General features: G+C 62.5%; 26 protein-coding genes, 1 pseudogene and 1 riboswitch. Of the genes and pseudogenes, 17 read left to right on the top strand and 10 right to left on the bottom strand.

Features of this window, described 5'->3' with window-relative positions:
* Positions 1 to 90: 90 nt before the first annotated feature.
* From EH240_RS17575 to EH240_RS17530, 10 genes are all read right to left on the bottom strand, one after another.
* Positions 91 to 588 carry a DUF1097 domain-containing protein gene (locus tag EH240_RS17575; protein WP_125000450.1) on the bottom strand — a complete coding sequence of 166 codons (498 nt, stop codon included), beginning with the start codon at positions 586 to 588 and terminating at the stop codon, positions 91 to 93.
* Between the two features lie 136 nt (positions 589 to 724).
* Entirely contained in the window at positions 725 to 1,414 is a 690-nt protein-coding gene (locus EH240_RS17570; protein WP_125000447.1) for an MIP family channel protein, read from the bottom strand.
* A 72-nt stretch (positions 1,415 to 1,486) separates the two neighbouring features.
* Positions 1,487 to 2,530, bottom strand: a complete 1,044-nt coding sequence (locus EH240_RS17565) for an NAD(P)-dependent alcohol dehydrogenase (protein WP_125000444.1) — start codon at positions 2,528 to 2,530, stop codon at positions 1,487 to 1,489.
* Positions 2,531 to 2,567: 37 nt separating this feature from the next.
* On the bottom strand, positions 2,568 to 4,199 hold the full coding sequence (gene groEL / locus EH240_RS17560; RefSeq protein WP_125000441.1) for a molecular chaperone GroEL: 1,632 nt from the start codon (positions 4,197 to 4,199) through the stop codon (positions 2,568 to 2,570).
* Between the two features lie 76 nt (positions 4,200 to 4,275).
* Entirely contained in the window at positions 4,276 to 5,073 is a 798-nt protein-coding gene (locus EH240_RS17555; RefSeq protein ID WP_125000438.1) for an iron-sulfur cluster assembly protein, read from the bottom strand.
* A gap of 5 nt (positions 5,074 to 5,078) precedes the next feature.
* Positions 5,079 to 6,101, bottom strand: a complete 1,023-nt coding sequence (locus EH240_RS17550; protein ID WP_125000435.1) for an amidohydrolase family protein — start codon at positions 6,099 to 6,101, stop codon at positions 5,079 to 5,081.
* A 75-nt stretch (positions 6,102 to 6,176) separates the two neighbouring features.
* Positions 6,177 to 6,548 (bottom strand): MmoB/DmpM family protein, encoded by a 372-nt coding sequence (locus tag EH240_RS17545; RefSeq protein ID WP_006206781.1) that lies wholly within the window; start codon positions 6,546 to 6,548, stop codon positions 6,177 to 6,179.
* A 16-nt stretch (positions 6,549 to 6,564) separates the two neighbouring features.
* Positions 6,565 to 7,623: an aromatic/alkene monooxygenase hydroxylase subunit beta gene (locus EH240_RS17540; protein ID WP_125000433.1), complete on the bottom strand. Its 1,059-nt coding sequence runs from the start codon at positions 7,621 to 7,623 to the stop codon at positions 6,565 to 6,567.
* Between the two features lie 50 nt (positions 7,624 to 7,673).
* Positions 7,674 to 8,735 (bottom strand): NADH:ubiquinone reductase (Na(+)-transporting) subunit F, encoded by a 1,062-nt coding sequence (locus EH240_RS17535; RefSeq protein WP_125000430.1) that lies wholly within the window; start codon positions 8,733 to 8,735, stop codon positions 7,674 to 7,676.
* A 54-nt stretch (positions 8,736 to 8,789) separates the two neighbouring features.
* Positions 8,790 to 10,463, bottom strand: a complete 1,674-nt coding sequence (locus tag EH240_RS17530; RefSeq protein ID WP_206075279.1) for an aromatic/alkene/methane monooxygenase hydroxylase/oxygenase subunit alpha — start codon at positions 10,461 to 10,463, stop codon at positions 8,790 to 8,792.
* 568 nt (positions 10,464 to 11,031) lie between these two features.
* Between EH240_RS17530 and EH240_RS17525 the strand changes: the two genes are divergently transcribed.
* The 17 genes and pseudogenes from EH240_RS17525 (at position 11,032) to thiS (ending at position 26,908) form a co-directional block, all read left to right on the top strand.
* Positions 11,032 to 11,508, top strand: a complete 477-nt coding sequence (locus EH240_RS17525) for a hypothetical protein (RefSeq protein ID WP_125000427.1) — start codon at positions 11,032 to 11,034, stop codon at positions 11,506 to 11,508.
* A complete protein-coding gene (locus tag EH240_RS37990; RefSeq protein WP_167484055.1) occupies positions 11,505 to 11,831 on the top strand; it encodes a hypothetical protein in 327 nt (108 codons plus the stop codon). The genes EH240_RS17525 and EH240_RS37990 overlap by 4 nt, the downstream gene beginning before the upstream one ends.
* Before the next feature lie 13 nt (positions 11,832 to 11,844).
* Positions 11,845 to 12,972, top strand: a complete 1,128-nt coding sequence (locus tag EH240_RS17520; protein WP_167484054.1) for a WD40 repeat domain-containing protein — start codon at positions 11,845 to 11,847, stop codon at positions 12,970 to 12,972.
* Positions 12,973 to 13,004: 32 nt separating this feature from the next.
* Complete coding sequence (locus EH240_RS37985; protein ID WP_167484053.1) at positions 13,005 to 13,178, top strand: hypothetical protein; 174 nt, start codon at positions 13,005 to 13,007, stop codon at positions 13,176 to 13,178.
* Positions 13,179 to 13,563: 385 nt separating this feature from the next.
* Positions 13,564 to 14,529, top strand: a complete 966-nt coding sequence (locus tag EH240_RS17515; RefSeq protein ID WP_125000419.1) for an NUDIX hydrolase — start codon at positions 13,564 to 13,566, stop codon at positions 14,527 to 14,529.
* A gap of 67 nt (positions 14,530 to 14,596) precedes the next feature.
* Positions 14,597 to 15,571, top strand: coding sequence for a quinolinate synthase NadA (gene nadA, locus EH240_RS17510; RefSeq protein WP_125000416.1), 975 nt, complete (start codon positions 14,597 to 14,599; stop codon positions 15,569 to 15,571).
* Positions 15,568 to 17,109 carry an L-aspartate oxidase gene (locus tag EH240_RS17505; protein ID WP_125000413.1) on the top strand — a complete coding sequence of 514 codons (1,542 nt, stop codon included), beginning with the start codon at positions 15,568 to 15,570 and terminating at the stop codon, positions 17,107 to 17,109. Before nadA ends, EH240_RS17505 begins: the two co-directional genes overlap by 4 nt.
* A complete protein-coding gene (nadC, locus tag EH240_RS17500) occupies positions 17,109 to 17,963 on the top strand; it encodes a carboxylating nicotinate-nucleotide diphosphorylase (RefSeq protein WP_125000410.1) in 855 nt (284 codons plus the stop codon). Before EH240_RS17505 ends, nadC begins: the two co-directional genes overlap by 1 nt.
* Positions 17,964 to 18,119: 156 nt before the next feature.
* Positions 18,120 to 19,061: a biotin synthase BioB gene (gene bioB, locus EH240_RS17495; protein ID WP_125000516.1), complete on the top strand. Its 942-nt coding sequence runs from the start codon at positions 18,120 to 18,122 to the stop codon at positions 19,059 to 19,061.
* Positions 19,058 to 20,197, top strand: coding sequence for an 8-amino-7-oxononanoate synthase (locus EH240_RS17490; RefSeq protein WP_125000407.1), 1,140 nt, complete (start codon positions 19,058 to 19,060; stop codon positions 20,195 to 20,197). Before bioB ends, EH240_RS17490 begins: the two co-directional genes overlap by 4 nt.
* A complete protein-coding gene (gene bioD / locus EH240_RS17485) occupies positions 20,194 to 20,829 on the top strand; it encodes a dethiobiotin synthase (protein ID WP_125000404.1) in 636 nt (211 codons plus the stop codon). The genes EH240_RS17490 and bioD overlap by 4 nt, the downstream gene beginning before the upstream one ends.
* Positions 20,829 to 22,095: pseudogene (locus tag EH240_RS17480) on the top strand (adenosylmethionine--8-amino-7-oxononanoate transaminase). The gene bioD and the pseudogene EH240_RS17480 overlap by 1 nt, the downstream one beginning before the upstream one ends.
* A complete protein-coding gene (locus EH240_RS17475; RefSeq protein WP_125000401.1) occupies positions 22,092 to 23,075 on the top strand; it encodes a beta-ketoacyl-ACP synthase III in 984 nt (327 codons plus the stop codon). Before EH240_RS17480 ends, EH240_RS17475 begins: the two are co-directional and overlap by 4 nt.
* Before the next feature lie 53 nt (positions 23,076 to 23,128).
* A complete protein-coding gene (gene panD / locus EH240_RS17470) occupies positions 23,129 to 23,581 on the top strand; it encodes an aspartate 1-decarboxylase (protein WP_125000398.1) in 453 nt (150 codons plus the stop codon).
* Between the two features lie 105 nt (positions 23,582 to 23,686).
* Positions 23,687 to 23,803: riboswitch (TPP riboswitch) on the top strand.
* A 105-nt stretch (positions 23,804 to 23,908) separates the two neighbouring features.
* Complete coding sequence (gene thiC / locus EH240_RS17465) at positions 23,909 to 25,744, top strand: phosphomethylpyrimidine synthase ThiC (protein WP_125000393.1); 1,836 nt, start codon at positions 23,909 to 23,911, stop codon at positions 25,742 to 25,744.
* Entirely contained in the window at positions 25,741 to 26,742 is a 1,002-nt protein-coding gene (gene thiO, locus EH240_RS17460; protein WP_125000373.1) for a glycine oxidase ThiO, read from the top strand. Before thiC ends, thiO begins: the two co-directional genes overlap by 4 nt.
* Positions 26,711 to 26,908: a sulfur carrier protein ThiS gene (gene thiS, locus EH240_RS17455; protein WP_125000370.1), complete on the top strand. Its 198-nt coding sequence runs from the start codon at positions 26,711 to 26,713 to the stop codon at positions 26,906 to 26,908. Before thiO ends, thiS begins: the two co-directional genes overlap by 32 nt.
* Position 26,909: the final 1 nt, after the last annotated feature.

Genomic DNA, 26,909 nt, shown 5'->3' with positions numbered 1-26,909 from the left:
CAGAACCTGTCGCGTGCACAAAAGAACCCCGCGGCATTCGCGCCACGAGGTTGGGGAAAGTCAATCAACTGGGGCTATCGCGGGGTATGATCAGCCCTTCACGACAGCGGCTGTTACTTTCTCGGAAACGTAACCGAGACTGTTGCCGACGATCAGCGAAATCACCACCGCTGCTGCTACCTTGGTGATGCCGCTAGCACCCTCGCCATAGGCGGCAGCGCCAAGCAGAAAAAGTGCTGCGGTCGTAGCGTAGCCATAGACAGCTGACGGAATGGCGCTGAGCAATGGCAGCTTGGCGGCGAGAATCAGAACGATGATTGAAATGCCGACGCAAATGCCGGCCGTGATCGCCGTAACACCGATAGACGTCAGTGCTATTAATGCGCCGGCAGCGCAGATCGCTCCCCAGAGGTTTGCAACCGCCGAATTCTTGAACCCGGCTTCCTTGCCGCCACAGTGATAGAAACTCCCCCAGCCTACAAACACCGCCCAGATCAGTAGATAGGGGTTGCCGATCGTGATCGCCGCCCACGTGGCAATTCCACCCATAATGCCGATGACGACGGCCAACCCTGTAATGAGATCCATATTGTCCTCCCTTTTCCAAACCTCGAAGCCAAGAACTCGTTTCAGGATCGCGCTTCGCCCAACGTCCCGATACGGAATAAAGCCGTGGCGTCCGCCACAGGGTTGAAGAAGAATTGCTTGCCGATCCGACAGGCAATCAGGCCGGCTGCGCCGCCGTTTCGGCCGTACCGATCACGCCAGCCCGCAATGCCAGCCCGGCGGCGGCGGCGCCCAGGCACGGCGCCACGATGTAGAGCCAGAGCTGTGACAACGCAGCTCCGCCGGCAAAAAGCGCCGGGCCGAGCGAGCGCGCCGGATTGACCGACGACCCGGACACGGCAATGCCGGCAAGATGGATCATGACCAGTGTCAGCCCGATCACCAGGCCGGCCAGGGGTCCTGCGCCGCCTTCGGCTGTGGCGCGAAGGATGACGAGCAGAAACAGGAAGGTTGCGACGGCCTCGAACAGGAAGGCCGAAGCCGCCGAGTAGGTCGACCAGCCGTTTTGGGCGAAGCCACTGGCCGCCACGTCGTAGCCGCCGCCCTTGCCTTGCACGACCACATAGAGCACCGCCGATGCGACGATCCCCCCTATGCATTGCGCGACCACGTAGCCAACAAGGTCGTTTGATTTCATTCGACCTGAGACGAAGAAGCCGAGGCTCACCGCCGGATTGAGATGGGCGCCTGATATCGGTCCGATCGAATAGGCCATCGCCACCACCGACAAGCCGAAGGCCATGGCGACACCCAGCAGGCCGACTTCGGAACGCATGAACAGAACTGTCGCGCAGCCGAAGAAAACCAGCGCGAACGTTCCGATGAATTCACAGACGTATTTGTTCATTTTCTCCTCTCCTTGCAGATGATGACGGGACCGAGACGCCGCGCCCGTTCCGCACGGGTCCGGTCCGGAAGTTTAGGGAACGATGACGCCTCGACCGGTGAATCGCCGGTTCTTGAAATCGTCGAGCGCGGTGTTGATGCTGGCGAGATTGTATTCGGTGTAGTGCATCTTCACCTTGCCATCGGCGTTTAGCTCCATCAGCTCGACAAGCTCGGAGAAATTGCCAACCAGGCTGCCGCCGATGTTGATCTCCTCGATGACCAGATGCGCGGTCGGCACGTTGACAGTGCCGCCATAGCCGACGACGAACAGTTGCCCGCCCTTGCGCACCATCTTCCAGCAGATGTTCTCGACGCCGAGTTCGCCGACGAAATCGATGACCACATGGGCGCCACCGCCGGTGATCTGGCTGATCTCCTCGACGACATTCGGTCCGCCGTCGAGGACGAAATCGGCGCCCAGATCCTTGGCCAGCACACGCGCGGCCGGTTCGCGATCGACGGCAATGATGCGGCAGCCCGAGATAGCGTGCAGCGATTGCAGCGCGATATGGCCGAGCCCGCCTATGCCGAGCAGCACACAGTAGCTCCCTGGCCTTAGCAACTTGGCCGCCCGCTTGGCGGCGCGGTAGGCGGTGATGCCGGCGTCAGCCAACGGCGCCACTTCGATCGGTGTGACGTTGGCGTTGAGCTTGATCAGCGAGCGTTCGCTGGTGATGAAATATTCGGCGAAGCCGCCATTCATACCAAGGCCGGGAAACTGGCCGTTGTCGCAATACATGTCCTCGCCGTGCCGGCAGTTGAGGCAGATGCCGCAAGAGCGGAAGGGATGGCAGATCACTGCGTCACCGCGCTTGACCGACCTGACGCCGCTGCCGACCTCCTCGACCCAACCGGCATTTTCATGGCCCATGATGTAAGGCAACAGCGTGCCTTCGGGGTCCATCGTTGGCTTCCATACGCCTTCGATGATGTGCAGGTCGGTGCGGCAGAGGCCTGCGGCACCGACCCGCACGATCACCTCGTCGGGCGCGGTGATCGTCGGCGCCTTGACCTCCTCGATCCTGAGCTGGACGTTCATATGCGGATCGTATTCGTACAGTCTGGCAGCTTTCATCGTCGTATCCTTTCAACGTCGAGATTGTTCGGATTGCTTAGGCGCGGCCGAGCTTTTCAGAGCCGCCGCCGCGAGCCGGTCCGGCCGTCGGGTCCTCGTCCTCGGCGAGATGGCCAATCAACGTTTCGGTGGTTAGGATCAGCGTCGCCACCGAAGCTGCGTTGGCGAGCGCTGTGTAGGTGACGCGGACCGGATCGATGATCCCTGCCTCGAACATGTTCTGGTAGCTGCCGGCAGACGCGTTGTAGCCGTAGCCGCCATTGATGCGCGTAACTTCCGCCACGACTGCTTCGGGATCGGCGCCGGCATTGGCGGCTATGCGCCAGAGCGGTCGCGACAGCACCGACCGCACCAGGCGCACGCCTTCGGCGACATCGCCGTCGACACCGGCCGCAACCTTGTCGAGCAGCGGCGCAATCTGGGCAAGCGCCGAGCCGCCGCCGGCGACCACGCCCTCTTCGGACGCGGCGCGCACCGCATTGAGCGAATCCTCGATCAACTGAATGGTTCGCTTCTGCTCGACCGGTGTGACACCGCCGGCATAAAGGATGGCGGTGCCGCCAGAGAGCTTGGCCAAGCGCTCGCGCAGCTTGTCCTGGTCGATGTTCGGCGGCGAGGCTTCATACTGCCGCTGCACCTGGGCGCGGCGCGATGCGATTGCCGCATGGTCGCCGCCGCCGCGGATGATCGAGGTGTAGGACGAGCTGGTCTTCACCCGGTCAGCCGTTCCGAGATCGTCGGCGGTGATGTCCTCCAGCCGGCCGCCGAGGTCGCGCGCAATCACCTTGCCGCCGGTGATGATCGCCAGATCCTCCATCATCGCCTTGCGCCAATGGCCATATTCCGGCGGATGGACGACGAGGTATTTTCCAGGTCCCTGCTTGCCGAGCAGCGTCACCACGACGTCCGGCGACATTTCCTCGGACACGATAAGCAACGGTCGACCATCCTCGTCGGCAATGCGGCGAACCGCATCCAGCGCCTCGGGCTCCTTGATCTTGAGATCGGTCATCAGGATGTAGGGGCGTTCGAGAACCGCCTCCATCTTCTCCTGATCGGTCACCATGTGATGAGAGAGATAGCCGCGGTCGAAGGACATGCCCTCGACTACATCGAGCGTGGTCTCGGTGGTGACGCTGAAGTCCGTGGTGATGACACCTTCGGCTCCCACGCGCTGATGGGCTTCCGCCACCAGCGCGCCAAGCTTCGTGTCGGTCGCAGCAATATTGGCGACCGAAGCCAGGATGCCGTTGCCTTTTGCCGGCTTGGCCGAAGCCTTGAGCGCGGCCACGACCGCCGACACGGCAAGGTCGATGCCCTTGCATAGATCGACGGATTTCACGCCGCGTTCATTCGCCTCCACACCACCCTGGATGAGCGCGTTGGCGAGCACGATGGCAGTCGTGGTACCGTCGCCGGCGACCTCGTTGGTCTGCATCGACACCTCGCGGACAACCTGTGCGCCCATGTTTTCGAAACGGTCGTGCAGTTCGATCTCGGAGGCGATGCTGACACCGTCGCGGGTCACCATCGGCGTACCGATCGGCCGGTCGATCATGGCGTTCATGCCTTTGGGGCCGAGCGTCGGCTCGACGGCAGCGGCCAGGCGAAAGACGCCGCGGGCGAGAGCACGGCGAGCCTCGGCATTGTGAAGCATTATTTTGGGCATGATTCCTCCTTCCGCCTTACGGGCGGGTTGTTGGTTCGGGGCCTCGTGCAAGGGAGGCCGTTGTGTCAGCTCTGCTTCAGGCGGTCGGCGCAGCTCGTGCCGGCACGCGATCCATGATGAAATCGACAAGCGTCGGTTCGCCGTCGACCACATCCAGTTCCTTGTATCTGGTCTGCTTGAGTCCACGGCAAAGCGCGCCGTTGAACTCCATATTCACGCGCACACCGCGCAGTTCGGCGAGATGGGCTTCGAGTGCGCCAGGCGGTATGCGTTGCCCTTCCCATGTCACGAAGGCGGGATCATCCGCCCGGCGGTCGGGAAAGCGTTCAAGCAAAGCTGCCCTGTACCTCGGCTTCTGTTTGGCCGCTTCACCCGGTTCGAACCGCGCGACGTCGTATGCTGGCAGCTCCATGCCGAGGATTTCCAGATCCGTCAGACCGTGCTGCCGCAGCCCACGCAGGACTGCCTCCTGGCGCCGTTTGAATGCCTTCATCCTGAAGGTTTCGCGCAAAGCGCCGAGATCCTGATCCTCGGCAAGTTCAGCAAAAATATCGCTGAATGTCTTGCCGGCTGCCATGCCGCGATTGACCTCCTCCGCGAACATGTGGTCGTGCAGCTTGACGCGATAGGCAGGCGACCAGGAGAGCTGGTCGAGCGCCTTGCGGACGCCGTCCAGCATGAGGAAGGCGAAGTTGGGCGAGCACCAGTAGGTCGGCAGGCGGAAGTCTATCTCCACGCTGCCATCGTTCGTCATCGCGGCCCGCTCGACGAAGCCCATCTCGGTAATCGGTTCGTCGAGCTCGGGGTCGTTGACCTCACCGAGGCGCCGCCAGAGTTCGTTCTCGCGGTAGCCGGAAACACTGGCGGTTGCCATGGCCCCTACTCCGCCGCGATGCTGAAGGGCGAGCCGGCGAGCGCCTTCTTGTTGGCTTCGATGTCGATGTTGTAGAGGCGCGCGGCATTGAGGCCGAGGATCTTCTCCTTGATCTCGTCGGTCACTTGAACACCACGTTCCGCGGCGATGTCCTCGGGGATCTGGTAGGCCCAGAATTTCTCGACAAGCCAGCGCGGCGTCCAGATCGCGTAGTCGGAACCGAACAGGATTTTCTCCGGCCCGATCCAGAACAGCAGTTCGGCGATGACCTCGCCGAAATAGCGCGGGCGGGAGTGGATGAAGGGCAGCGCCACGGCCAGCCCGCCATAGACGTTGGTTTCCTGCGTCGCGATCCAGCAGAAATCGTCGAGACGCGGCAGGCCGCAATGCTCGATGATCCAGTTGAGGCCCTGGAAATCTGTCGCCGCGTAGTCGACGTCATGCACGTCGAAGGCGTCCTTGCTAAGCGGGATGATCGTTGGACCCTTGTGGACGTGGATGTTCCTGATCCCGAGCTTGTCGCAGAGTTCGAAACACTTGTAGGCATCGGGATCGGTGAGCTTCCAGCCCTTGGAGGCGCCGTTCCATTCGGCCGTGTACATCTTCACGCCTTTGACGTCATAGGTCTCCTTGAGGAAGTGGATGTACTCGAGCGCCTTCTCACCGTCGCGCGGGTCAAAGGCGCCGTTGACGATGAAGCGCTCCGGATAACGCTTGGCCACTTCGGTGTTGCGCTCGATTGTGTTGAAGCCGTTCTTGTAGAAGTCCTTGAGATAGGTCGACTGGACGATCGCCACATCATCGGGACCGTCGATGAACAGGTCGCGATAGAGGTCGTCGGCGCTATATTTCTCGAACTTGCTCTTCTCCCACAGCTGGTCCTTGGGGCTCAGCCCCGTATGATAGGCATAGAAGCACTCGATGAACTGCTTTCCGTGGATATTTTTCTGATTTTCGGGGCTGCCGTCCCAGAAATGGGTGTGGCCGTCGACCACGAAGATATCCTTGCCTTCCGGTGTCCTAAACATTCTTCCCTCCGCAAGATGCGTGTTGATCGGATCGGCGCGCCGCAACCAGGGCGGCGCGCCCGATTTTTTTGGCGGCTATTCGATGTATTCGAACATCTCGTCCATGTTGCCGAACAGGATCACGGTGTTGTCGTCGACGCGAACCATGCGGCCGTAGTGGGTGGAGGTGTTGACCTCGAAGGTCTCGGCTGAAATCTCGCGGCCGAGATATTCACCGATCGCGTCCATCTTGAAGATCAGCTTGCCGTCGCCGTCGATACGGATCAGCGCCGGCTGATAGGTGATAGTCACCCCCGGCTTCTGGCCCATGAATTCGGCGATAGCCCTGGCCTCGACCGAGTCATTCATGGTGACTCCGCACTGATGCGAAATCGTCTGCTCGAAGGTGATGTCCTTCATCTCCTTGAAGATGTTGGAATGCGTTGCGTCGCGTGCTGCTAGTGACATGACATTTCTCCCTGTGTCAGCGCTTGAGGCCGAGTTCGCCGAGGATCTGGCCAATCCGTTCCTCGGATTTGGCGCGAACGTCCGCGAACGCGACTGGCTTGGAATGCGGCATCGACCAGATAGGCTGCAGGCCGACGGCTGCCTTGTCGGCGAGCGCGCCGTGTTTCTTGACCCAGCCCTGGAAGAGCTTCTTGTTCGCCGCGCCGTGTTTCTCGTCGTTGGCGAGCAGGTGCATGAGGTCGATCGTGTTGGCGAGGTTGCGCTCGTAGTCGGCCTCGGCTGCCGAAATCACTGCAGGCGTGATGAAGTCATGATTGGCGGCCGCGATCTGCATCAGGAAGCCGGAGCGGAATGCTTCGCCGACCAGCGGCTCGAAAACAATGTTGATGGCGAAATACTGTTCGAGGTAGTCGGCCGCGCCCATGATGGTTTCGACCGCTTCGCGCGTGCCTTGCCAGTTCTTGTCTTCGAGCCAGGTCTTCTTGCCGAGTTCGTCGTCCCAGCCGGGAAGGTCCATGCCGATCTCGGCAAGGTAGAGCGTGATGTCCTGTGCAAGCCGCAGCTTGTAGGACGAGTTGGTCAACGTCGCGTTGTTGATCATCTGGGTGTAGCCGTAGCGCTGCGCCTGCATCAGCGAGGTGCCGAGCCCGAATTCGGCATGTTTCCACGCGCCGAGCTGCGTCTGAAGGATCTTGACCCAGGCCTTGTCGAAGGTCTTCGGTGCGCCGGACTTGCGGGCATTGTTGATGACGCTCTGCACCATCGTCTCGATCTTCGACTGGCGCTGGTAATGCGTGCGCTCCCATTCCTGATCGGGGGCGCGGAAGGCATGCCAGTTGGAACTCTGCGCGGCGGTGTTCTGCTTGACATAAGCGCCCTTGCCGTCGGCGAAGGAGATGATCCAGTCCTGGATCAGGTAACGCTCGGGGTCGGGCTGCACGTCGACCGTCATGTCCTCATAGTGGGTGGCACGTTGGCCCTTCGGGTCGAAATACCGGTACTTCCGGCTGTCAGAGTCGGCGAAGATCGCCGCGCCGGCGGCTCCGGATCCGACTGAACTCGAGGTAGCTGGCATAGTCTTCACTCCCTTGTTGCAGTTGTGGTTACAGTTGCGTGGCCGCCCTCTCAGTGGGCCGGTGTCGCACCTGCCGATGTGGTGAACTTGTCGAAGAAGATCCGCTCCGTCTCGAACCCGTTCATGAACAGAACCGGCTGAAGCGCATCGATCATCGGCGGCGGGCCGCAGGCATGGACATCGCCCTGCCCGTCCACCGCCAGTTGCTTGAGCTTGGCGTCGACACTCTGGTGTACGAAGCCGCGCTCGCCTTGCCATTCGGCGTCATCAGTCGCGTGCGATAGCACGGGAATGAATGTGACTTCCGAATGCTGGCCGACCAGTTCGGCGATCCTGTCGAGATAGAACAGGTCGTTGCGGGTGCGGGCACCGTAGAAGAAATAGACCTGACGTTTCTCGCCGCTCTTCAGATGGTCGTTGAGGATCGACCAGATCGGTGACATGCCCGATCCGGCCCCGACGAGGATCAGGGGTCCTTGCCGTTCGTCCCGGCGGAAACAGGTTCCGTAGGGTCCGACGACGGTGACCTCGGCTCCGACTTTGATTCCTCCAGAATCGAGTTCTCCGGAGAACTTTCCCTCAGGGTATTTTTTGATGATGAAGGAGAGTTTTTGGGTTTGGTCCGGCGTATTTGCCATGGAGAACGAGCGCGTAATCGTCTCCCCTTTTTGCGTGGTAACCGTGATGTCGACATATTGCCCCGCCCAGAACTTTATCGGCGAGCCGAGTTCGATCTCGATGCCGCGAATGTCGTGGGTCAGATGCTCGATCCGAGCAATCCGGCCCTTGAACGTCTTCACGGCGATCGCTTTCGCCAAAATCTCCTCGTCGTAGTTGAGAAGCTCGACTTCCAGATCGGAGTAGGCGATGCAGCGGCACAAAAGGACGTGGCCGCTCTCCTTCTCCATGTCGTTCAGTGCGAAGGTGGAGTATTTGAGCATGTCGACTTCGCCTTCGAGCAACACGCTTTTGCAGGCGGAGCATTGCCCTTCCTTGCAACCGTGCGGGAGCGCGATGCCCTGGCGGAAGGCGGCGTTGAGCACCGTTTCGCCATTTTCGACATCGAATTCGACGCCGACCGGGCTGAGCCTGACCGTGTGGGTTTCCGACATACGGACCTCCAGTGAAAGGAAGGGGGCGGGACGAACCCGCCCCCTTTGGCCTGATCAGTTGCAGGGATTGATCGTGAAGCCGGCCCGGTATTCCGCCAGGTGCTTCTCACGGTCCGTGGGCGACATGGCACGCAGCGCGTTGAGCGGCGACCCGAGCTTGTTGCCGCGCACGTCGTCCAGCGTCCACATCTCCTTGTCGTCGAAGCGCATATGCGGCTGCGGGACGAGCGTCTTGCCGTCGGAGCGGACGAAGTTCAGGTCCTTGATCGCATCGGCCAGATCCCAGCCGTCATAGAGCGTCTCCCACTCGCGCTTGCCGCTGAAGCGGCCCATCGCGGGCGTCGGACGGCCTTGATACTCGTCGGCGAAGGCGACCGTTGCGGTCCACTTGTCGAGCTCGTGGGCGAAGGTATGGAGCTGGCCATCGATCTCGCCGACAACCATATCCTCACGGATCAGGCAGGGAACGAGGCAGGACCAGCAGCGGTGCGGATAGACGTAACCGACGTCGCTGTTGAACAGCAGCACCTTCTCGCCTTTGTGGCTGAGCTTGGCGTACCATTTCCAGAAGTCGCCGAACTCGGCATACCAGCCCGGATATTTGTGTTCGAACCACTCGAAGTCCTTGCCGGTCTGGGCTTCGATGCGCCAGAAGTTGACCGGCCAGCCGACCGCGAAGAACTGTCCGACCTTGTGGACGTAATTCTTCTTGGTAATGCGTTCCCAGGCCGCCTGGACGTCGTCGTGATGGACCTTGATGCCGTATTTCTCGAGCGGCAGCATGTAGGTGCGGTAGTAGTCCTCGTAGATCCAACGGTGCCACATTTCCGCGTAGGACTCCTTGTTCTTGTCGCGGTTGGTGGTGCCGTATTCGATGAAGGTGCCGATGGCGGCGTCGACGATCGCATGGTTCTGCCAGAAGGCGTATCGCAGGTCCCGCTCGAGCAAGAGGTGATTTTCCGGCTCCTTGAGCGCCGCCATCAGCAGCGAATGGCCGTTGCCGATATGCCGGCTCTCGTCCGACTGCACCGACAGGAAGACGGTGGGCAGCGCATAGTCGCCGTTGCGGGCGGCTTCCGATGGCATGGCGACGAACAGCGTATTGGTGAAGGCGGTCTCGGCGACCACGGTCAGGTACATGCAAGCGGCGGTCATCGTGTCGCCGGTGATGAAGCCTTCCGCGAACTGCCGGCCGATGGTCGTGGCATAGCATTTTCCGAAGGCTTCCTCGGTGATGTCGAAGCCGGCCGGATCGATGTAGTTCTCCATGTACCATTTCTTCAAATTCATCTGGATCGTCGAGTGACGAAACTCGTCGATCATCTGCATGGTGAAGCCGGTCCGGAGTTCCTCGCCGGGCGCGATGCGAGCGACCATCGCCATCGAGCGAGCTGCGGAGATTTCCGGGAAAGGAATGATGGCCAGGAAGAGCTTCATCCACTCGACCCAGCGCGGTTCAACGTTGCGGAACATGTCGCCGCGCAATGCCGCATCGAGCGCGCCGTAGACGCGGTTGTCCTTCTCTTCCTGCATGGGGAAATAGGACCGCAGGACCTGCTTCATCGGGTCGCGCGGCGTCTTGTTGATCTTGTAGTCCGTCGGAAACGTCATCGCTTCCTGGACGTAGGAAGGATTCCAGCCGAGATCGGCAATCTTCTTGGTCGCCTCGCCGACGGAGATTCCGCGTTGCGAGGTAATCTTGTTGAGCGTCAGAGACGTCATGGTCATAAGCCTCCACCAGGTTTGAGCCGCAGATCCCTTGACCCCGGCATGAAGCGACGCACGCGCCGCATGTGAAAGTGCGAACGGCACGACAAAGGGTTGCGCGTTCAGGCGCGACTCATGGTCCGGCCATTCAAGTGGATCGCGGCAAAGGTTTTAGAGGCGTCTGGCAGGGATCTTCGGCGCCAACCGCATGTGCGTGGGCGTATCGAAGCGGACGTGACTGGTCCCCTGCTTCCTCCGTTCCTTCGTTCTTTTGGCACCGCGTCAAAAGCGCGGTGGGCTTCTTATGGAAATGTACGAAGCAAGCGCCGTGCCAACTCGAGAATGACGCTTTTGGCTGGCGCTAAAAACAAAATCGCTGCGCTTTCGACAGATGGAGCGGAGATCAACTGTAACGTTCTTTTACAGTTGTAAAGATCGTATGTAATATTTAACGTACGATCGCATTGCAATATACTTAGTTAGCGCTCGCAGCAAATTTGAAAATCACGCCCCATCTGTTCAATTCTACTCCTTTATATACTATTTGACGGCGACGGCTCACAGAAGGGCCTCGTACTGGAGAGAGACCGTGGCGAACGACAAAGACAGCCGGGGGCAGCCCGAGCCAATGTCCAGCCAAGCCGACGGCGTCACCGGCGATCTTGTCAGGCTAATGCCCCGCGACTTGGTCTTTGTCATGCGCTTCATGGGCGAGAGCCAGTATCGCCTGCAGAGCCATTTCCAGGACTTCATCCGGGTTGAGCTTGCCGCCGGTGGCGTCACTACGGAAACCCATCCGATGATCCATCTGTTCATCGAAAACCATGCGATCCTGTTGCGCGACTTCGTGTTTTCCGGCGTTTCGCTGTCGCGCCAGTTCCGCGTCGACGAGATCGAGCGCCTCACCGGCGATACGACTTCGATGATCCGCGTCGACATCTGGGATCAGCTCAAGAGCCACATCGAAACGGCTGAAAAGCAGTTCCATTCGCAGGCCGGCACATTGCCCGAATTGCTGTCGGCTTTCGAAAAACCGCCCGCACCGTTGGCTGGGAGCAAAAAATGACAGGAGGATCCGATGGGGCAACCGCCAGGCGTGACGCGCTGCTCGCCCGCCGGCTCAATCTGATCGCCAACGTCTCCGCGCTCACCGCCGAGGCGCTGCGGCTCAATCAGAAACGCGCCGGTATCGAGATGGATGTGCTGCGCCTGGAGCTCGAAATCGCAAGGAGCGGCGCCAACGCGCAACTGGTGCAGGACTTGCATGAAGCGGAGGAGAGCGCCGAGGCAACCATGCACGCATACGCGGCGTGCGAGGAACGCATCGTCGCCGCGGAAGGCGACGTCGAGGACGTCGACTGCAGCATCGCGGCAACGGATGGAAACTGACGAGGGACCCGCCATGAACCAGCACGCGATACAGAACCTGACCTTGTTCGACCTGCTGGCGCGCAGCTGGCGTCGCCCGTCGGCGATCGCTGATCTATGCTTTAGCGCCGACGGCTCGACTGTCGCTTTCACCTGCGTGGATGGAACGGTCACCATAGCCGCGACCGCAGACCAGGAGCCGCCGGAGTCGCGGATCAGGGTAAGCAATGATCTCGGACAGACGTCGATTCGACCAAGGGAAAAGTTACCGGCGCCACTGATCGCCACCGCCGTCTTGGGGGACGGCGATGTCCCGCTCACCAGCTACCTTCGGTCCGGCTTCCTCGTCGGGACCGCCGCCGGCGAAGCGGCGCATCTCACCGCGAGCGGCGACGTAATGGAGACGCTGATCAAGATCGACGGGCCGATGGCCGCCATCGACCATAGCGCTCGAGCGGCGCTGACAGCCGTCAGCAACGGGCAGGATGTCTTTCTTTCGCGCGGCCGAGGCGATTCGGTGAGATTGCGACGCGGCGTGCCTTCGTCAATTGACGCGCTTGCCTTCTCGCCGGGCGGGCGGCGCCTGGCCTGCGCCGGGGAGAATGGACTGTCGATTTGGACCACCGAAGGCGACGCCGGCCCAATACGCGAGATTCCGCTTACGGTGCATCCGATATCGATCCGCTGGAGCGGTGACGGCACCTGGCTGGCTTGCGGGCTCGATACTGGAGGCTTTGTCTTGGCCAACATGGCCGATGGCCGAACCGGTATCGTCGCGGGATTTCCATCGCCGGTGCGGGCGGTGGCCTGGAGTCTGCAGGAGAATGCGCTGTTTGCATCCGGCGCCTACCGGATCGCCGGCTGGTCGATGACCGCTCCGCCGCTTGACGGCGAGGCCTCTGGCGCTCTGGAAACGGGCCGCACCGGGCTGGTTCCGGTCGAGACGGTGGCAGCACATCCGAAGAAGAATCTCATCGCGGCCGGTTATGGCAATGGCCGGATCACCATCTCCCAGATCGGCGCGCGCGACGAACTGCTCGTCCGACCTCTGGGCAACGCCATCACCGCGCTTGCCTGGTCCGGCGACGGAAGGCACCTGGCGGTAGGTTCGGTCGATGGCACCGCCGCGATCGTCACTTTTCCCGCGCAGATGTTCAAATAGCGGGTGCGGGCCGCATGAAACGGGAGGAAGAAATGCAGACCGAACCCACGCCCGAAGATGTCAGCAAGGATGAATTTTTCGAAAGGCTCGCCAAACTGTCGGAAGAAATGGTGGCCAAGCACGGCAAGGATTTCAGCATGGGCGCATTGGTGCTCGCCGCGCGCTGGATCGCGGAAAACCGCGTTGGCCAATTGAAGACGAACTAGATCAACGAGACTGTCCGTTCTTCAGGCGACGATCCGATCCCGTGGCGCAGAGCCGATTTATACCAGGGGCGCCACGTCTTGGTGGCCGTCCCCGCGATCGTTACTCTGACCGTTGAGAGTCGAGGAAACGGTATCGGTGGCCAAAGGCACCCGGTTGCCATCTAACGTCCCAACGCCCGGAAGCAACCCCCAGTATCAGCATGCTATGCGCAGCTCGGTCGTTGTGCAGACTCAAATCGCAGTGACTTGATTGGTCCGAAATCCTCTTTCGGATAGATCGAGATCTCACCCGTCGTTCCGTGGTGAGCGTTGACGGGCGGCGTGCGGCAGTACACCTTCGCTCAGCCCGCTTGGGCGCCACGATTTCGGAACTCCATCGAACCCAATGCAAGACACGACAATACAGGCGACGAAGCGCGCCGCAATAACCAATCAGAGCCAGGCTGTCAGTGCAGACCTGATCGCCGTCGTGATTGCGGTAACCAATGGTGAGCCACGCGTCCTGACCATCGAGCAGGCTCAAGCTTTACCATCTGGCCCTTTTGAGCTTGGCCATCGCTCCCTACAGTCGGGTCTGCGGGCGTGGGTAGAGCGGCAGACCGGTCATCCGCTGGGCTACATCGAGCAGCTTTATACCTTTGCCGACCGCGACCGGACCGGCGACGAGCGCGTGCAGATCTCGATCAGTTATCTTGGCCTGACGCGGGAAGAGCATGCCGAAAGGTCTGCCGCGCATGGCTGGCGGGGCTGGTACGACTATTTTCCGTGGGAAGATCACCGTGCGGGCGTGCCGTCCATCCTGCCTGATATCCTCATGCCCCGACTGCAGGCTTGGGCCGGCGAAGCCGATGATCCAGACATGCGTCACGATCGCTGGCAGCGCGTGGCAATCGCTTTTGGCTTCGATGATCGCCACTGGAACGAGGAGCTTGTCCTGCAGCGATACGAACTGCTCTATGAAGCAGCGCTGGTGGCCGAGGCCACACGCAGTTGGGACAATGGCAATCGGCCGTCCATTCCCGGTCGGTCGATGATTGCCGATCATCGTCGCATTCTGGCGACCGGGATCGCCAGGCTTCGAACCAAGATCAAGTACCGCCCCGTCGTATTCGAACTGATGCCGCCCACATTCACGCTGCTGCAATTGCAGCGCACCGTTGAAGCGCTGGCCGGCAGGCTCGTGCATAAGCAGAACTTCCGGCGGCTTATCGAACAGCAGGACTTGGTCGAGGAGACGGGCGAGACGATGTCGGACACAGGCGGGCGCCCGGCGAAGCGTTTCCGTTTCCGCCAGACGGTTCTGGCGGAACGAGCTGTCGCAGGGACGAAATTGCCAATTTCACGCGCTTGACATTCCTTATGCTCAGGTTAAGCATATGTCCGAGTTATACTCAACGTGAGCATAATAGGATTGACCTATGCCGACCGCCTCCGCACGTACGACCGCGCTCTATGATCGGGTGCGGCGGGTCATTCCACCGATCGAATGGCCGATGTTCGCCGATGATATCGAGGCCGTTCTCGATCTGAAGCGACAGCGCAATGCCGTCCTCCTTGCACACAACTACCAGACGCCGGAGATCTTCCACTGCGTCGCCGACAGCGTCGGCGACAGCCTGGCGCTTGCCCGCAAGGCGATGGCGGTCGAAGCGGATGTCATCGTGCTCGCCGGCGTGCATTTCATGGCCGAGACGGCGAAGCTGCTCAACCCGCAAAAAACGGTGCTCATTCCCGACCTTCGAGCAGGCTGCTCGCTGGCGGACTCCATTACCGCCGCAGATATCCGGCTGCTCAGGCAACGCTACCCGGGTGTGCCGGTCGTCACCTACGTCAACACGTCGGCCGAAGTGAAAGCCGAGTCCGATATCTGCTGTACGTCCGGCAACGCGAAGGCCATCGTCGAATCTCTAGGTGTTCCCCGAGTGATCATGCTGCCGGACGAGTATCTGGCCCAGAACATTGCCGCCCAGACCGACGTTGAGATCATCGCCTGGAAAGGGCATTGCGAGGTGCATGAGCGCTTCACGCCAGCCGACATCCGCGAGTTGCGCGAAAGTCATCCGGGCGTGACGGTGCTCGCGCATCCCGAATGCCCGCCTGACGTGGTGGCCGCAGCCGATTTTTCCGGCTCGACCGCTGCGATGTCCGACTATGTCGGGCAGCGAAAGCCGGCACGGGTGGTGCTGATGACTGAGTGTTCGATGAGCGACAATGTCGCTGTCGATCACCCCGATGTCGAGTTCATCCGGCCCTGCAATCTGTGCCCGCACATGAAGCGCATCACGCTCGCCAACATCCGCGCGGCTCTCGAGCATAATCGCCATGAGGTGACCATCGATTCCGAGATCGCCGGGCGCGCACGGCTCGCCGTCGAGCGGATGCTGGCCATATGAACATGGACATCCGCGATCTCGGCGGCCGGCCGATGATCATCGGCGGCGGCATAGCCGGGCTGATGACCGCGCTGCACCTGGCGCCTGAGCCGGTGCTCCTGCTGTCGAGATCGCCGCTTGGCGCGGATGCTTCCAGCGTCTGGGCGCAGGGCGGTCTCGCCGCCAGCCTGGGCGGCGATGATGACCCGGCGCTCCATCTTTCCGACACGCTTGCCGCAGGTGATGGTCTTTGCGATGCGGAAGCGGCAAGGCGCATCGTGTACGCGGCGCCCGCAGCGATCGAGGACCTGGCGCGGCTTGGGGTTTCCTTTGATCGGACACCGGTAGACGCCTTTCGTCTCGGGCTGGAGGCCGCGCACAGCCGGAGGCGTATTGTTCATGCCTATGGTGACGGCAGCGGGCGCGAGGTGATGCGCGCCCTGATCGCAGCCGTGCGCTCCACGCCTTCGATTCTTGTCGTGGAAGGAGTCGAGGCACGCCGGCTGGCCGTCGAGGACGGCAGAATCGCCGGTGTTGTGGCGAGCGGTCCGACAGGTCCGGTGTTCTTTGCCACGGGACGGGTCGTTCTCGCCACGGGCGGCATCGGCGGCCTGTTCCACGACTCAACCAACCCGCTGGGCAGCTGCGGACAGGGCCTGGCGCTGGCTGCGCATGCGGGTGCCGTCCTTGCCGACCTGGAGTTCATCCAGTTCCATCCGACCGCGCTTGACGGGCCGGGCCGTCCGATGCCGCTTATCAGCGAGGCGGTTCGCGGCGAAGGCGCAGTGATCGTCGACGAGACAGGGCGGCGTTTTCTCGAAGACGTGCGAGGGGCGGAGCTCGCGCCGCGCGATATCGTCGCGCGCGCCGTCTGGAAGCATCTCGCGGACGGACATCGCGTCTTCCTCGATGTGCGCGAAGGGCCAGGTTCTGCATTCGAACGGCAGTTCCCGACGATCGCATCGGCCTGCGGCAAGGCCGGCATCGATCCTGCTCGCAACCTCATTCCCATCCGGCCGGCACAGCACTATCACATGGGTGGCGTTGCCGTGGATCTGGCCGGGCGCACGTCGGTTCCCGGACTTTGGGCCTGCGGCGAGGTCGCCTCGACCGGGCTGCATGGCGCCAACAGGCTTGCCAGCAATTCCTTGACCGAGGCCGTGGTCTGCGCGCGCTGGGTTGCCGAGAGTGTAGCCGCTTCGCCCGACGGCGGCGGAAGGCGAGCCATGACAACGGATCTCCCCGCGCCGGTTCCAACACCAGTGCGCCCTCTCCTGTCGCGTGCCCTTGGCGTCATACGGGATGGCGAAGGGTTGAAAGAGGCTGCGAGGGCCTTGTTGCCGCTGTTGCAACGGCATGATGCGGCGTCCGAACCTGCTGCCGTCGGGTTGATAATCGTGATTGCCGCCTTGCGGCGCCGGGAAAGTCGCGGTGCTCATTTCCGGACCGACTTTCCGCATCATGCAACCGTCGCTCGCCGTTCCCGAGTCACGCTCGAAGCGGCCATTGCTGCCGCGCGGGAACTCGCATCCTCCCCCGCGCTGGAAAGCGTCATCTGATGACCCTGTCACCAGTTCCCACAATCATGCTCGAGTCTCTGGTACGGGCAGCTCTGCTTGAAGATCTCGGCAGGGGCGGCGACTTGACCTCGGACGCCATCGTGCCGAAGGACCATCGTGCGACAACCGTGCTGACTGCGCGCCAGGCCGGTATTGTCGCCGGGCTCGAGCTGGCGATGCTGGCTTTCAAGCTGATCGACCACAATGTTCAGATGACGGTGGAACGAGCGGACGGCAGCAACGTCGCGCAAGGTGAGACCATCGCATCGGTCAGCGGTCCGGCCCGAGCCATTCTCACCGCGGAACGGACGGCGCTCAATTTTCTCTGCCATCTGAGCGGCATCGCCACGGCGACGGCCTCGGTCGTCAATGCGATCCGCGGACACAAAGCAAAGATCGTCTGCACCCGCAAGACGACGCCGGGTCTGCGGGCTGTCGAAAAATATGCCGTGCGCGCCGGTGGCGGCGCCAATCACCGATTCGGCCTCGATGACGCGATCCTGATCAAGGATAACCACATCGCCATTGCCGGCGGCATTCGCCCCGCTATCGAGCGGGCGCGAAGCGGCGTCGGCCATCTCGTCAAGATCGAAGTCGAGGTCGATACGCTGGCCCAGTTGGAAGAGGTCCTGCCCTTCGCCCCCGACGCCGTCCTGCTCGACAATATGTCGATCGACGAGTTGCACCAGGCTGTAGCCTTGGTTGCCGGCCGGGCGATCACCGAGGCGTCGGGCCGGATCACCGCCGCGATTGCGCCAGCCGTTGCCGCAACCGGTATCGATCTGATTTCCATCGGCTGGTTGACTCACAGCGCGCCGATCCTCGATATCGGCCTCGACTATCGCGAGCCTTGATCGTCGAGGCTGACCATCTAGCCTACCCAGCCTCTCTCGACGCGGTCCGCAAGTCTAAAGCGCCCCCGTCGTCACAACGCAAGGAACAGGATGGAAATGCACGCAGCGATTTCGGAGAAGACCGCGCCTGAAGTTCGATCCCTCGGCGACCGCCGGATGTGGACCCTGGAAGAGGCTCAGGCTCTCCACGACGCGCCTTTCAACGACCTTTTGTTTCAGGCGCAAACCGTTCACCGCCAGAATTTCGATCCCAACAAGGTCCAGCTCAGCCGGCTCCTCAGCATCAAGACCGGCGGCTGCCCGGAGGATTGCGGCTATTGCAGCCAGTCGGCGCACCATGAAAGCGGGTTGAAGGCGTCGAAGCTGATGGAGGTCCGGCGCGTCATCGCCGAGGCGACCAAGGCGCGTGACGCCGGTGCCACCCGCTATTGCATGGGCGCTGCCTGGCGCAACCCCAAGGCGCGCGACATGGATGCGGTGGTGGCGATGGTCGAGGGTGTGAAGGCGCTGGGCATGGAGACCTGCATGACGCTCGGCATGCTCGATCTTGAGCAGGCCGCTCGACTGAAACAGGCCGGCCTCGACTACTACAACCACAACATCGATACGTCGGAGCGCTACTACAGCGAGATCATTTCGACGCGCACGTTTGCCGACCGGCTGGATACGCTCGCCAATGTCCGCGACAGCGGCATCAAGGTCTGCTGCGGCGGTATTGTCGGCATGGGCGAAGAACCGGTGGACCGGATCGACATGCTGGTGACGCTGGCCAATCTGCCGGAGCATCCGGAAAGCGTTCCGATCAACATGCTGATCCCGATCGAGGGCACCCCGCTTGCCGACGCCAGGCCGATCGAGCCGATCGAGTTCGTGCGCGTGATCGCGCTGGCGCGCATCATGATGCCGAAATCGCATGTCCGTCTTTCCGCAGGCCGCACCGCCATGACCGACGAGATGCAGGCGCTGTGCTTTTTTGCCGGCGCCAACTCGATCTTCGTCGGCGACACGCTGCTGACGGCGGACAATCCCGGCGAAGACAAGGATACTCTGCTATTCCAGCGTCTTGGCATCGAGCCGATGGAAATCGGCACGCAATGAACGAGGCACTTCTTGCCCGGTATGACGCATCCTTGCGCGGACTGGCGCGCAAGGACCGGCTGCGCACGCTGTCGCCGCGCGCCGGGCTCGACTTCTCGTCGAACGACTATCTCGGACTTGCCTCATGCAAAAGACTTGGCGAGGCGGTTGCGGCGGCGATTGCGCGGGGCACGCCGGTAGGCGCCGCCGGGTCGCGGCTGTTGCGCGGCAACGCGCCGGAACACGAGACGCTGGAGTCGGACGCTGCGGCGTTTTTCGGAGCCGATCGCGCGCTGTTCTTCGGCAGCGGCTACATCGCCAACTTCGCTCTGCTGACCGCGCTGCCGCAGAAGGGCGACCTGCTGGTCCTCGACGAACTCGCCCATGCCAGCATGCATGAGGGGGCACAGGCCGGACGCGCACAGTTCGTGCTGGCGGCACACAACGACGTCGACGCTGTCGAGGACGCGATCACCCGCTGGCGCTCTGAAGGTGGCATGGGGCGCGTGTGGATCGCGGTCGAAAGTCTTTACAGCATGGATGGCGACCGCGCGCCGATGGAGAGCGTCGTCGCGCTTGCCGATCGGCACGAGGCATTCCTCGTCGTCGACGAGGCGCATGCCACCGGCGTCTGCGGGCCGGACGGCCGGGGGCTGGCCGCCGCTTTCGAAGGTCGCGACAACATCGTCGCGCTCCACACATGCGGCAAGGCTCTTGGCGCCTCCGGCGCGCTCGTCACCGGACCGCGAACACTGTGCGACTATCTCGTCAACCGGTGCCGGCCATTCATCTACGCCACCGCGCCATCGCCGCTGATGGCGGTCGCGGCGCGCGAAGCGCTGGCTATCCTGTCAGACGAGCCCACGCGCCGCGCCCAGTTGCAGGAACGCGTTGCCTTCGCCGGCCGCCAACTGGCCGAGCGCTGCGGCGTGATGCCCAGCGGCTCGCAGATCCAGCCCTTTGTCATCGGCGATGTCAGGCGCACCATGGCGGTGGCGGCGGCACTGCAGGCCCGCGGTTTCGACATACGCGGCGTACGTCCGCCGACCGTGCCCGAGGGTACATCGCGCCTGCGCATCTCGCTGACGCTCAATGTCGACGAAGCCGACATTTCCGCCATGGTCGAGGCGCTCGTCGAGGTGTTGGCGACGGCATGACCAAGCGCATCGTCGTCACCGGAACAGATACCGGAATTGGCAAGACAGTGTTTTCGGCCGGGCTCGCCGGCCTGCTCAACGGCTTCTACTGGAAGCCGGTGCAATCGGGCCTCGACGAGGAGACGGACAGCGAGGTCGTCGCGCGGCTTGCTGGCCTGCCGTCGGGGCGCGTGCTGCCGGAAGTTTACCGTCTGACGATGCCGCTGTCGCCGCATCGATCAGCCGAAATCGACGGCGTCGCGATCGAGGCGGCCAAGCTCTCACTTCCGGACTTGCCGGGTCCGCTCGTCATCGAAGGCGCCGGCGGGCTGATGGTGCCGCTCAATCGGCGCACAAGGTTCATCGACATATTCGCGCAATGGCGGTTGCCGGTCATACTGTGCGCCCGCACCGCGCTCGGCACCATCAATCACACTCTGTTGTCGATCGAGGCCCTGCGGGCTCGCTCCATCCCGCTCATCGGCATCGCCTTCATCGGCGAAGAGGTGGCCGATACGCAAAGGACAATCGTGGAGTTCGGCGGCGTGCCGCAGCTCGGCAGGCTGCCACACCTAGATCCGCTGACGGGTGAAACGTTGAGAAATGCAATGATTGCCGGCTTCGACCTTGCCCTGATCGCCGGAGGCCAATGATGCCCCAGTCTCGAGTCTGGCATCCGTTCACCCAGCACGCGCTCGAGCCCGCGATTCTTGAAATCGTGCTGACGGAAGGCGCCTATCTCCACAAGGCCGACGGCTCGCGCATCCTGGACGCCATTTCCTCCTTGGTGGGTCGTCACCCATGGCCACCGCCATCCTCGCATCATGAAGGCCATCGAGACGACCGCGGCGAGCCTCGACCAGATCATCTTCGCGGGCTTCACCCACGAGCCGGCCGAACGGCTGGCCGAGGCGCTTGTCGACCTCGCTCCGCTCGGCCTCGACCGGGTGTTCTACTCCGACAGCGGCTCGACCTCCGTCGAAGTCGCGTTGAAGATGGCGCTCGGTTATTTCCGCAACCTCGGCGCGCCGCGCTCGCGCATCGTCGTCATGGAGCACAGCTATCATGGCGACACGATAGGCACGATGAGCGTCGGCGCCCGCAGTGTATTCAACGCCGCCTACGAGCCCTTGCTGTTCGAGGTCGACACCATCCCCTTCCCGGCCGCAGGGCGCGAGCAGGAGACCCTGGATCGTTTCGAAGCAGTCTCTCGCGACCGGCGCGCGGCTGCGCTGATCGTCGAGCCGCTCGTGCTCGGCGCCGGCGGCATGCTGATGTACCCGGCCTGGGTTCTCACCGAATTGAAGAGGATTGCCGAAGCCTCAGGCACACTCTTGATCGCCGATGAGGTGATGACAGGCTGGGGACGAACCGGAACCATGTTCGCCTGCGAGCAGGCGTCCGTCTCGCCGGACATACTGTGCACCTCGAAGGGCTTGACCGGCGGCGTGATCCCTTTGGCGGCCACGCTTGCCACCGACGCCATCTTCCAGGCTCACTATTCCGAGGACCGGAGGAAGACCTTCTTTCATTCGAGCTCCTACACCGCCAATCCGATTGCCTGCGCGGCCGCACTCGCCAATGTCGAGATCTGGCGCGACGAGCCGGTGGCCGAGCGCATTGCGACCTTGAGCGCGAGGCAGGCCGCCGGACTTCAACGCTTTCGCCACAATCCCTACTTCACCGACAGCCGGGTGACCGGCACGATCGCGGCCCTCGATCTGCGCACCGGCTCGGCCGGCTATCTGGCCGAGATCGGGCCAAAACTGCGTGCATTCTTCCTCGAGCGCGGCATGCTCGTGCGCCCGCTCGGCAATGTCCTCTACGTCCTCCCGCCCTATTGCATCACCGGCAACGAGCTGGACGGGCTCTATGACGCCATCGAGGAGGCCGGCGAACGTTTCGGGGCGAGGCCATGAGCCGATCGTCGCGTCTTCTCGGGTTTGGTCATCATGCGCCGTCGCGCAAGGTGGAGAACCCGGAAATCGAAAACCGTCTCGGGCTCGAACCCGGCTGGATCGAGCGGCGTACCGGAATTCGCTCGCGCTTCTGGGCAGCGGACGAGGATACACTGTCCGGTCTTGCCGCGCATGCCGGCGACATGGCGCTGGCGAACGCCGGCATCGACCGGAGCGACATCGGCCTGCTGTTGCTCGCCACCTCGACGCCCGATCACCTTCTGCCGCCCAGCGCGCCGCTGGTTGCACATCGGCTGGGGCTCAGCCGAGCCGGCGCGATCGACCTGACCGGCGCCTGTGCCGGTTTCATCTATGCACTGATGTTCGCCGACGGCTTCACCCGCCTGCACGGAAAAGCGAGCCTTGTCATTGCCGCCAACATCCTCAGCCGCCGCATCAATCCGGCCGAGCGCGCCAGCGCCGTGCTGTTTGCCGATGCCGCGGGGGCGGTGGTGATCGGTCCGTGCGAGGAGCCGGATCGGGGCATTCTCGGCGCCTCGGTGGATTCGGACGGCTCGCGCTACGGGCTGATCCAGATTCCCGCGGGAGGAAGCAACGACCCGTTCCGTAGCGACCTGGACCTCGAGCAGACCCGGATGACGATCACCGACGGCCGTGAAGTGTTCAGCAAGGCCGTGGACATGATGACTGCCTGCTCGCAGGATGCGCTCGCAGCAGCCCAGATGCATCCGCAGGACATCGGGCGGTTCGTACCGCATCAGGCCAATGCTCGTATTTTCGATGCCGTGGGGCGAAACCTCGGCATAGCAGGCCACGCAATCGTCAAGACGATCGCCGATTACGGCAACTCCTCCGCCGCGACGATCCCGCTCTCGCTTTCGCTCGCCCATCGTGCAGAGCCATTTCGGCCGGGCGAGAAAATTCTTTTGGCGGCAGCGGGTGCGGGTCTCAGCGGCGGCGCGCTCGTCGTTGGAATTTAGCCGAGCGACCAGCCGCAGGACGTTCCTGCATGACAGATGGGACAACAGAACCAATGCGAAAAATAGTCGCCGGCAAGCTGCACGGGATCCACGTCACCGAAGCGAACCTCAACTACCATGGTTCGATAACGCTGGATCCTGCCCACTGCGAAGCAGCCGGGATCCTGCCGATGGAATTCGTGGAGATATGGAACAAGAATTCCGGTGCGCGGATTTCGACCTATGTCATTCTCGGCGAGCGTGGCTCACGATGCTGCATCCTCAATGGTGCGGCCGCCCGCACCTGCCAGCCCGGCGATCAGATCATTGTCTGCAACTCCGTCTATCTGGACGAAGCGCAAATCACCTCGCTGAAGCCGCGGATCGTCACTTTCGACCAGGATAACCACATACGCGACCGCCTGAGCTACTCGGTCGATCTCGACACCTATGGCCGATACAGTTTCTCCATCCTTGACGAGGCGAATGCGGCTTTGGCCATTCCCGCCCTGGTCTCCGGCGCGTGATTTTTTTTCCGGCGCATGCGCGAGCTCTCCGCCGGTTTGATTGGCCGCGATCACCGCCGCGGGCCGAATGCGCTTGACAAAACGGAGCCGGCCCGTTCAACCTGAGGCATTCACCAGGGGAGTCCCGGCAAGGGGCTGAGATACTGCTGGCTTTCGCGGCGCAGTGACCCGTTGAACCTGATCCAGTTCATACTGGCGTAGGGACGGTGCAAGCGCTTTGCGGGAGTTCACGCCCGACGTCCTGTTTCGAGCAGGGCCGACAGAAGCGTCTTTTCATCCTTCCGGCACAGAACTGGGTCTCCAATGCATGAGCAAAGGAGCCTCACGATGAATGCCCTCACCCCCGCCGTCTCGACGGGACCATTGCCCGCCTCGCGGAAAATCCACAAGCCCGGTGCCATCCACCCGCAGATCAGGGTGCCGATGCGCGAAATCTCCGTGCATCCGACGGCCGGCGAGCCGCCCGTCACCGTCTACGATCCGTCCGGCCCCTATACCGACCCGACTGTCGAAACCAGCATCGAAAACGGTCTTGCCCGGCTTCGCCACGAATGGATCATGGCGCGCGGCGATGTCGAGGCCTATGACGGCCGCCACGTGCGGCCGGAGGACAACGGAGTTGTGACCGGTGAGCGCCTGACGCCGGAATTTCCCATTCGCAACCGGCCGCTCAGGGCCAAGGCAGGCAAGGCGGTGACCCAGCTTGCCTATGCGCGTGCCGGCATCGTCACGCCCGAGATGGAGTTCGTCGCCATCCGCGAGAACCTTGGCCGCGAGATCCGGCGCGGCAAGCTCGAGCGCGACGGCGAAGCCTTCGGCGCGGCGATCCCCGACTTCGTCACGCCGGAATTCGTGCGCAACGAGGTGGCGCGCGGACGAGCGATCATTCCCGCCAACATCAATCATCCCGAGAGCGAGCCGATGATCATCGGCCGCAATTTCCTGGTGAAGATCAACGCCAATATCGGCAACTCGGCGGTCACCTCATCAATGGCCGAGGAAGTCGAAAAGATGGTGTGGGCGATCCGCTGGGGCGCCGATACGGTGATGGACCTGTCGACCGGCCGCAACATCCACAACATCCGCGAATGGATCGTGCGCAACTCGCCGGTGCCGATCGGCACGGTGCCGCTCTACCAGGCGCTCGAAAAGGTTGGTGGCATCGCCGAGGACCTGACCTGGGAGGTCTACCGCGACACGTTGATCGAGCAGGCCGAACAGGGCGTCGACTATTTCACCATCCATGCCGGTGTGCGGCTGCATTACATCCCGCTGACCGTCGACCGGGTCACGGGCATCGTCTCGCGCGGTGGCTCGATCATGGCCAAATGGTGCCTGCACCATCACCGCGAAAGCTTCCTCTATGAGCATTTCGAGGAGATCTGCGACTTCTGCCGCGCCTATGACGTGTCCTTCTCGCTCGGCGACGGCCTTCGTCCGGGCTCGATCGCCGATGCCAATGATGCGGCGCAATTCGCAGAGCTGGAGACCCTCGGCGAGCTGACGAAGATCGCCTGGGCCAAAGATTGCCAAGTGATGATCGAAGGCCCTGGCCACGTGCCTATGCACAAGATCAAGCAGAACATGGACAAGCAGCTCGCCGTCTGCGGCGAGGCGCCGTTCTACACGCTGGGGCCGCTGACGACCGACATAGCGCCGGGCTATGATCACATCACCTCCGGCATCGGCGCCGCCATGATCGGCTGGTTCGGCACCGCCATGCTTTGCTACGTCACGCCGAAGGAACATCTCGGCCTTCCCGATCGCAACGACGTCAAGACCGGCGTGATCACCTACAAGATCGCGGCTCATGCCGCCGACCTGGCTAAGGGGCATCCGGCGGCGAAGGTCAGGGATGATGCCCTTTCGCGCGCTCGCTTCGAGTTCCGCTGGGAGGACCAGTTCAACCTGTCGCTCGATCCCGAAACAGCGCGGTCCTTCCACGACCAGACCTTGCCCAAGGAGGCGCACAAGCTGGCGCATTTCTGCTCGATGTGCGGGCCGAAATTCTGCTCGATGCGGATTTCCCACGACATTCGCGCCGAGGCGCAGAAGGAGGGGATGGCGGCCATGGCGGCGAAATATCGCGAGGGCGGCGATCTCTATGTGCCGGCGGACGAGACCGGCGCGCCGCTCGTGCGAGAGGCGCGCGAGCGATCATGAGGGTGCTGGTCCAAGGGGCCGGCGTCGCCGGCCTCACCGCAGCCTTCGAGCTCGCCACACGTGGCGCGGCGGTGACAGTTGCCGAGGCAAGACATGCCCTTGGCGGCAATGCGTCGTGGTTCGCCGGCGGTATGCTGGCGCCATGGTGCGAGCGCGAAAGCGCCGAGCAGCCAGTGCTGGATCTCGGACGCGACGCCGCCGACTGGTGGGACGCGGCAACGCCCGGCCAGGTGACACGGGCCGGAACAATGGTTGTGGCCGCGCCTCGTGACAACGGCGAACTCGAGCGGTTCGCCAGCCGCACGTCGGGCCATCGGCGCGTCGATGAAGATGAAATCGCTTTGCTGGAGCCCGACCTCGCCGGCCGCTTCCGCCGCGGATTGCTCTTCCCCGACGAGGCCCATCTCGACCCGCGCCAGGCGATGGCGGCACTTCATGACAGGCTTGCGGACAAGGGTGTCGAGTTCCACTTCGGCGCCGACGCTTCGGCTGTTTCCGGTTTCGATCGCCAGATCGACTGCACGGGAATGGCGGCGGGCGATGACAGACTGCGCGGCGTTCGCGGCGAGATGCTGATCCTGAATACGCCTGATGTCTCGCTGTCGCGCCCAGTCAGGCTGCTTCATCCGCGCTTTCCGCTCTACGTGGTGCCGCGCACCGACCACCGTTTCATGGTTGGCGCGACGATGATCGAGAGCCAGTCCACAGGACCGGTCACGGCGCGTTCAATGATGGAGTTGCTCAGCGCCGCCTGCGCGCTCCATCCGGCATTCGGCGAGGCTGAGATCGTTGAAACCGGTGTCGGCGTTCGTCCGGCCTTTTCCGACAATCTGCCGCGTGTCGAGGCACGCGGAAACACCGTCACGATCAACGGCCTCTATCGCCATGGCTTTCTGCTCGCCCCTGCCATGGCGCGCCAGGCGGCCGAACTCGTCTTCAATCAGGACAAATCCATGGAGCTTGCCAATGAAACTGATCGTCAACGGCAAAGCGCTTGAGATTGATGCCTCAACGCTGGCGGCTCTGCTAGCCGCGCTCGACTATGAAGGCGACTGGCTGGCGACGGCCGTCAACAGTGACCTCGTGCACAAAGCCAATCGGGCGGATTTCCAGTTGAGCGACGGCGACCGGATCGAAATCCTCTCGCCGATGCAGGGAGGCTAGC

Source organism: Mesorhizobium tamadayense (assembly GCF_003863365.1).
GTDB lineage: Bacteria > Pseudomonadota > Alphaproteobacteria > Rhizobiales > Rhizobiaceae > Mesorhizobium > Mesorhizobium tamadayense.
The sequence above is the reverse complement of the archived record's forward strand: the minus strand, read 5'-3'. Positions and strand labels throughout refer to the sequence as shown.

Coding starts and splice junctions, on each gene's coding strand:
- EH240_RS17535 (WP_125000430.1), bottom strand. CDS start 8,735: ATGTCGGAAACCCACACGGTCAGGCTCAGCCCGGTCGGCGTCGAATTC.
- thiO (WP_125000373.1), top strand. CDS start 25,741: ATGAGGGTGCTGGTCCAAGGGGCCGGCGTCGCCGGCCTCACCGCAGCC.
- EH240_RS17475 (WP_125000401.1), top strand. CDS start 22,092: ATGAGCCGATCGTCGCGTCTTCTCGGGTTTGGTCATCATGCGCCGTCG.
- EH240_RS17570 (WP_125000447.1), bottom strand. CDS start 1,414: ATGAACAAATACGTCTGTGAATTCATCGGAACGTTCGCGCTGGTTTTC.
- EH240_RS17505 (WP_125000413.1), top strand. CDS start 15,568: ATGAACATGGACATCCGCGATCTCGGCGGCCGGCCGATGATCATCGGC.
- EH240_RS17530 (WP_206075279.1), bottom strand. CDS start 10,463: ATGACCATGACGTCTCTGACGCTCAACAAGATTACCTCGCAACGCGGA.
- EH240_RS37990 (WP_167484055.1), top strand. CDS start 11,505: ATGACAGGAGGATCCGATGGGGCAACCGCCAGGCGTGACGCGCTGCTC.
- bioD (WP_125000404.1), top strand. CDS start 20,194: ATGACCAAGCGCATCGTCGTCACCGGAACAGATACCGGAATTGGCAAG.
- EH240_RS37985 (WP_167484053.1), top strand. CDS start 13,005: ATGCAGACCGAACCCACGCCCGAAGATGTCAGCAAGGATGAATTTTTC.
- EH240_RS17565 (WP_125000444.1), bottom strand. CDS start 2,530: ATGAAAGCTGCCAGACTGTACGAATACGATCCGCATATGAACGTCCAG.
- nadA (WP_125000416.1), top strand. CDS start 14,597: ATGCCGACCGCCTCCGCACGTACGACCGCGCTCTATGATCGGGTGCGG.
- nadC (WP_125000410.1), top strand. CDS start 17,109: ATGACCCTGTCACCAGTTCCCACAATCATGCTCGAGTCTCTGGTACGG.
- EH240_RS17550 (WP_125000435.1), bottom strand. CDS start 6,101: ATGTTTAGGACACCGGAAGGCAAGGATATCTTCGTGGTCGACGGCCAC.
- EH240_RS17545 (WP_006206781.1), bottom strand. CDS start 6,548: ATGTCACTAGCAGCACGCGACGCAACGCATTCCAACATCTTCAAGGAG.
- EH240_RS17520 (WP_167484054.1), top strand. CDS start 11,845: ATGAACCAGCACGCGATACAGAACCTGACCTTGTTCGACCTGCTGGCG.
- bioB (WP_125000516.1), top strand. CDS start 18,120: ATGTGGACCCTGGAAGAGGCTCAGGCTCTCCACGACGCGCCTTTCAAC.
- EH240_RS17575 (WP_125000450.1), bottom strand. CDS start 588: ATGGATCTCATTACAGGGTTGGCCGTCGTCATCGGCATTATGGGTGGA.
- EH240_RS17515 (WP_125000419.1), top strand. CDS start 13,564: ATGCAAGACACGACAATACAGGCGACGAAGCGCGCCGCAATAACCAAT.
- panD (WP_125000398.1), top strand. CDS start 23,129: ATGCGAAAAATAGTCGCCGGCAAGCTGCACGGGATCCACGTCACCGAA.
- thiS (WP_125000370.1), top strand. CDS start 26,711: ATGAAACTGATCGTCAACGGCAAAGCGCTTGAGATTGATGCCTCAACG.
- thiC (WP_125000393.1), top strand. CDS start 23,909: ATGAATGCCCTCACCCCCGCCGTCTCGACGGGACCATTGCCCGCCTCG.
- groEL (WP_125000441.1), bottom strand. CDS start 4,199: ATGCCCAAAATAATGCTTCACAATGCCGAGGCTCGCCGTGCTCTCGCC.
- EH240_RS17555 (WP_125000438.1), bottom strand. CDS start 5,073: ATGGCAACCGCCAGTGTTTCCGGCTACCGCGAGAACGAACTCTGGCGG.
- EH240_RS17540 (WP_125000433.1), bottom strand. CDS start 7,623: ATGCCAGCTACCTCGAGTTCAGTCGGATCCGGAGCCGCCGGCGCGGCG.
- EH240_RS17490 (WP_125000407.1), top strand. CDS start 19,058: ATGAACGAGGCACTTCTTGCCCGGTATGACGCATCCTTGCGCGGACTG.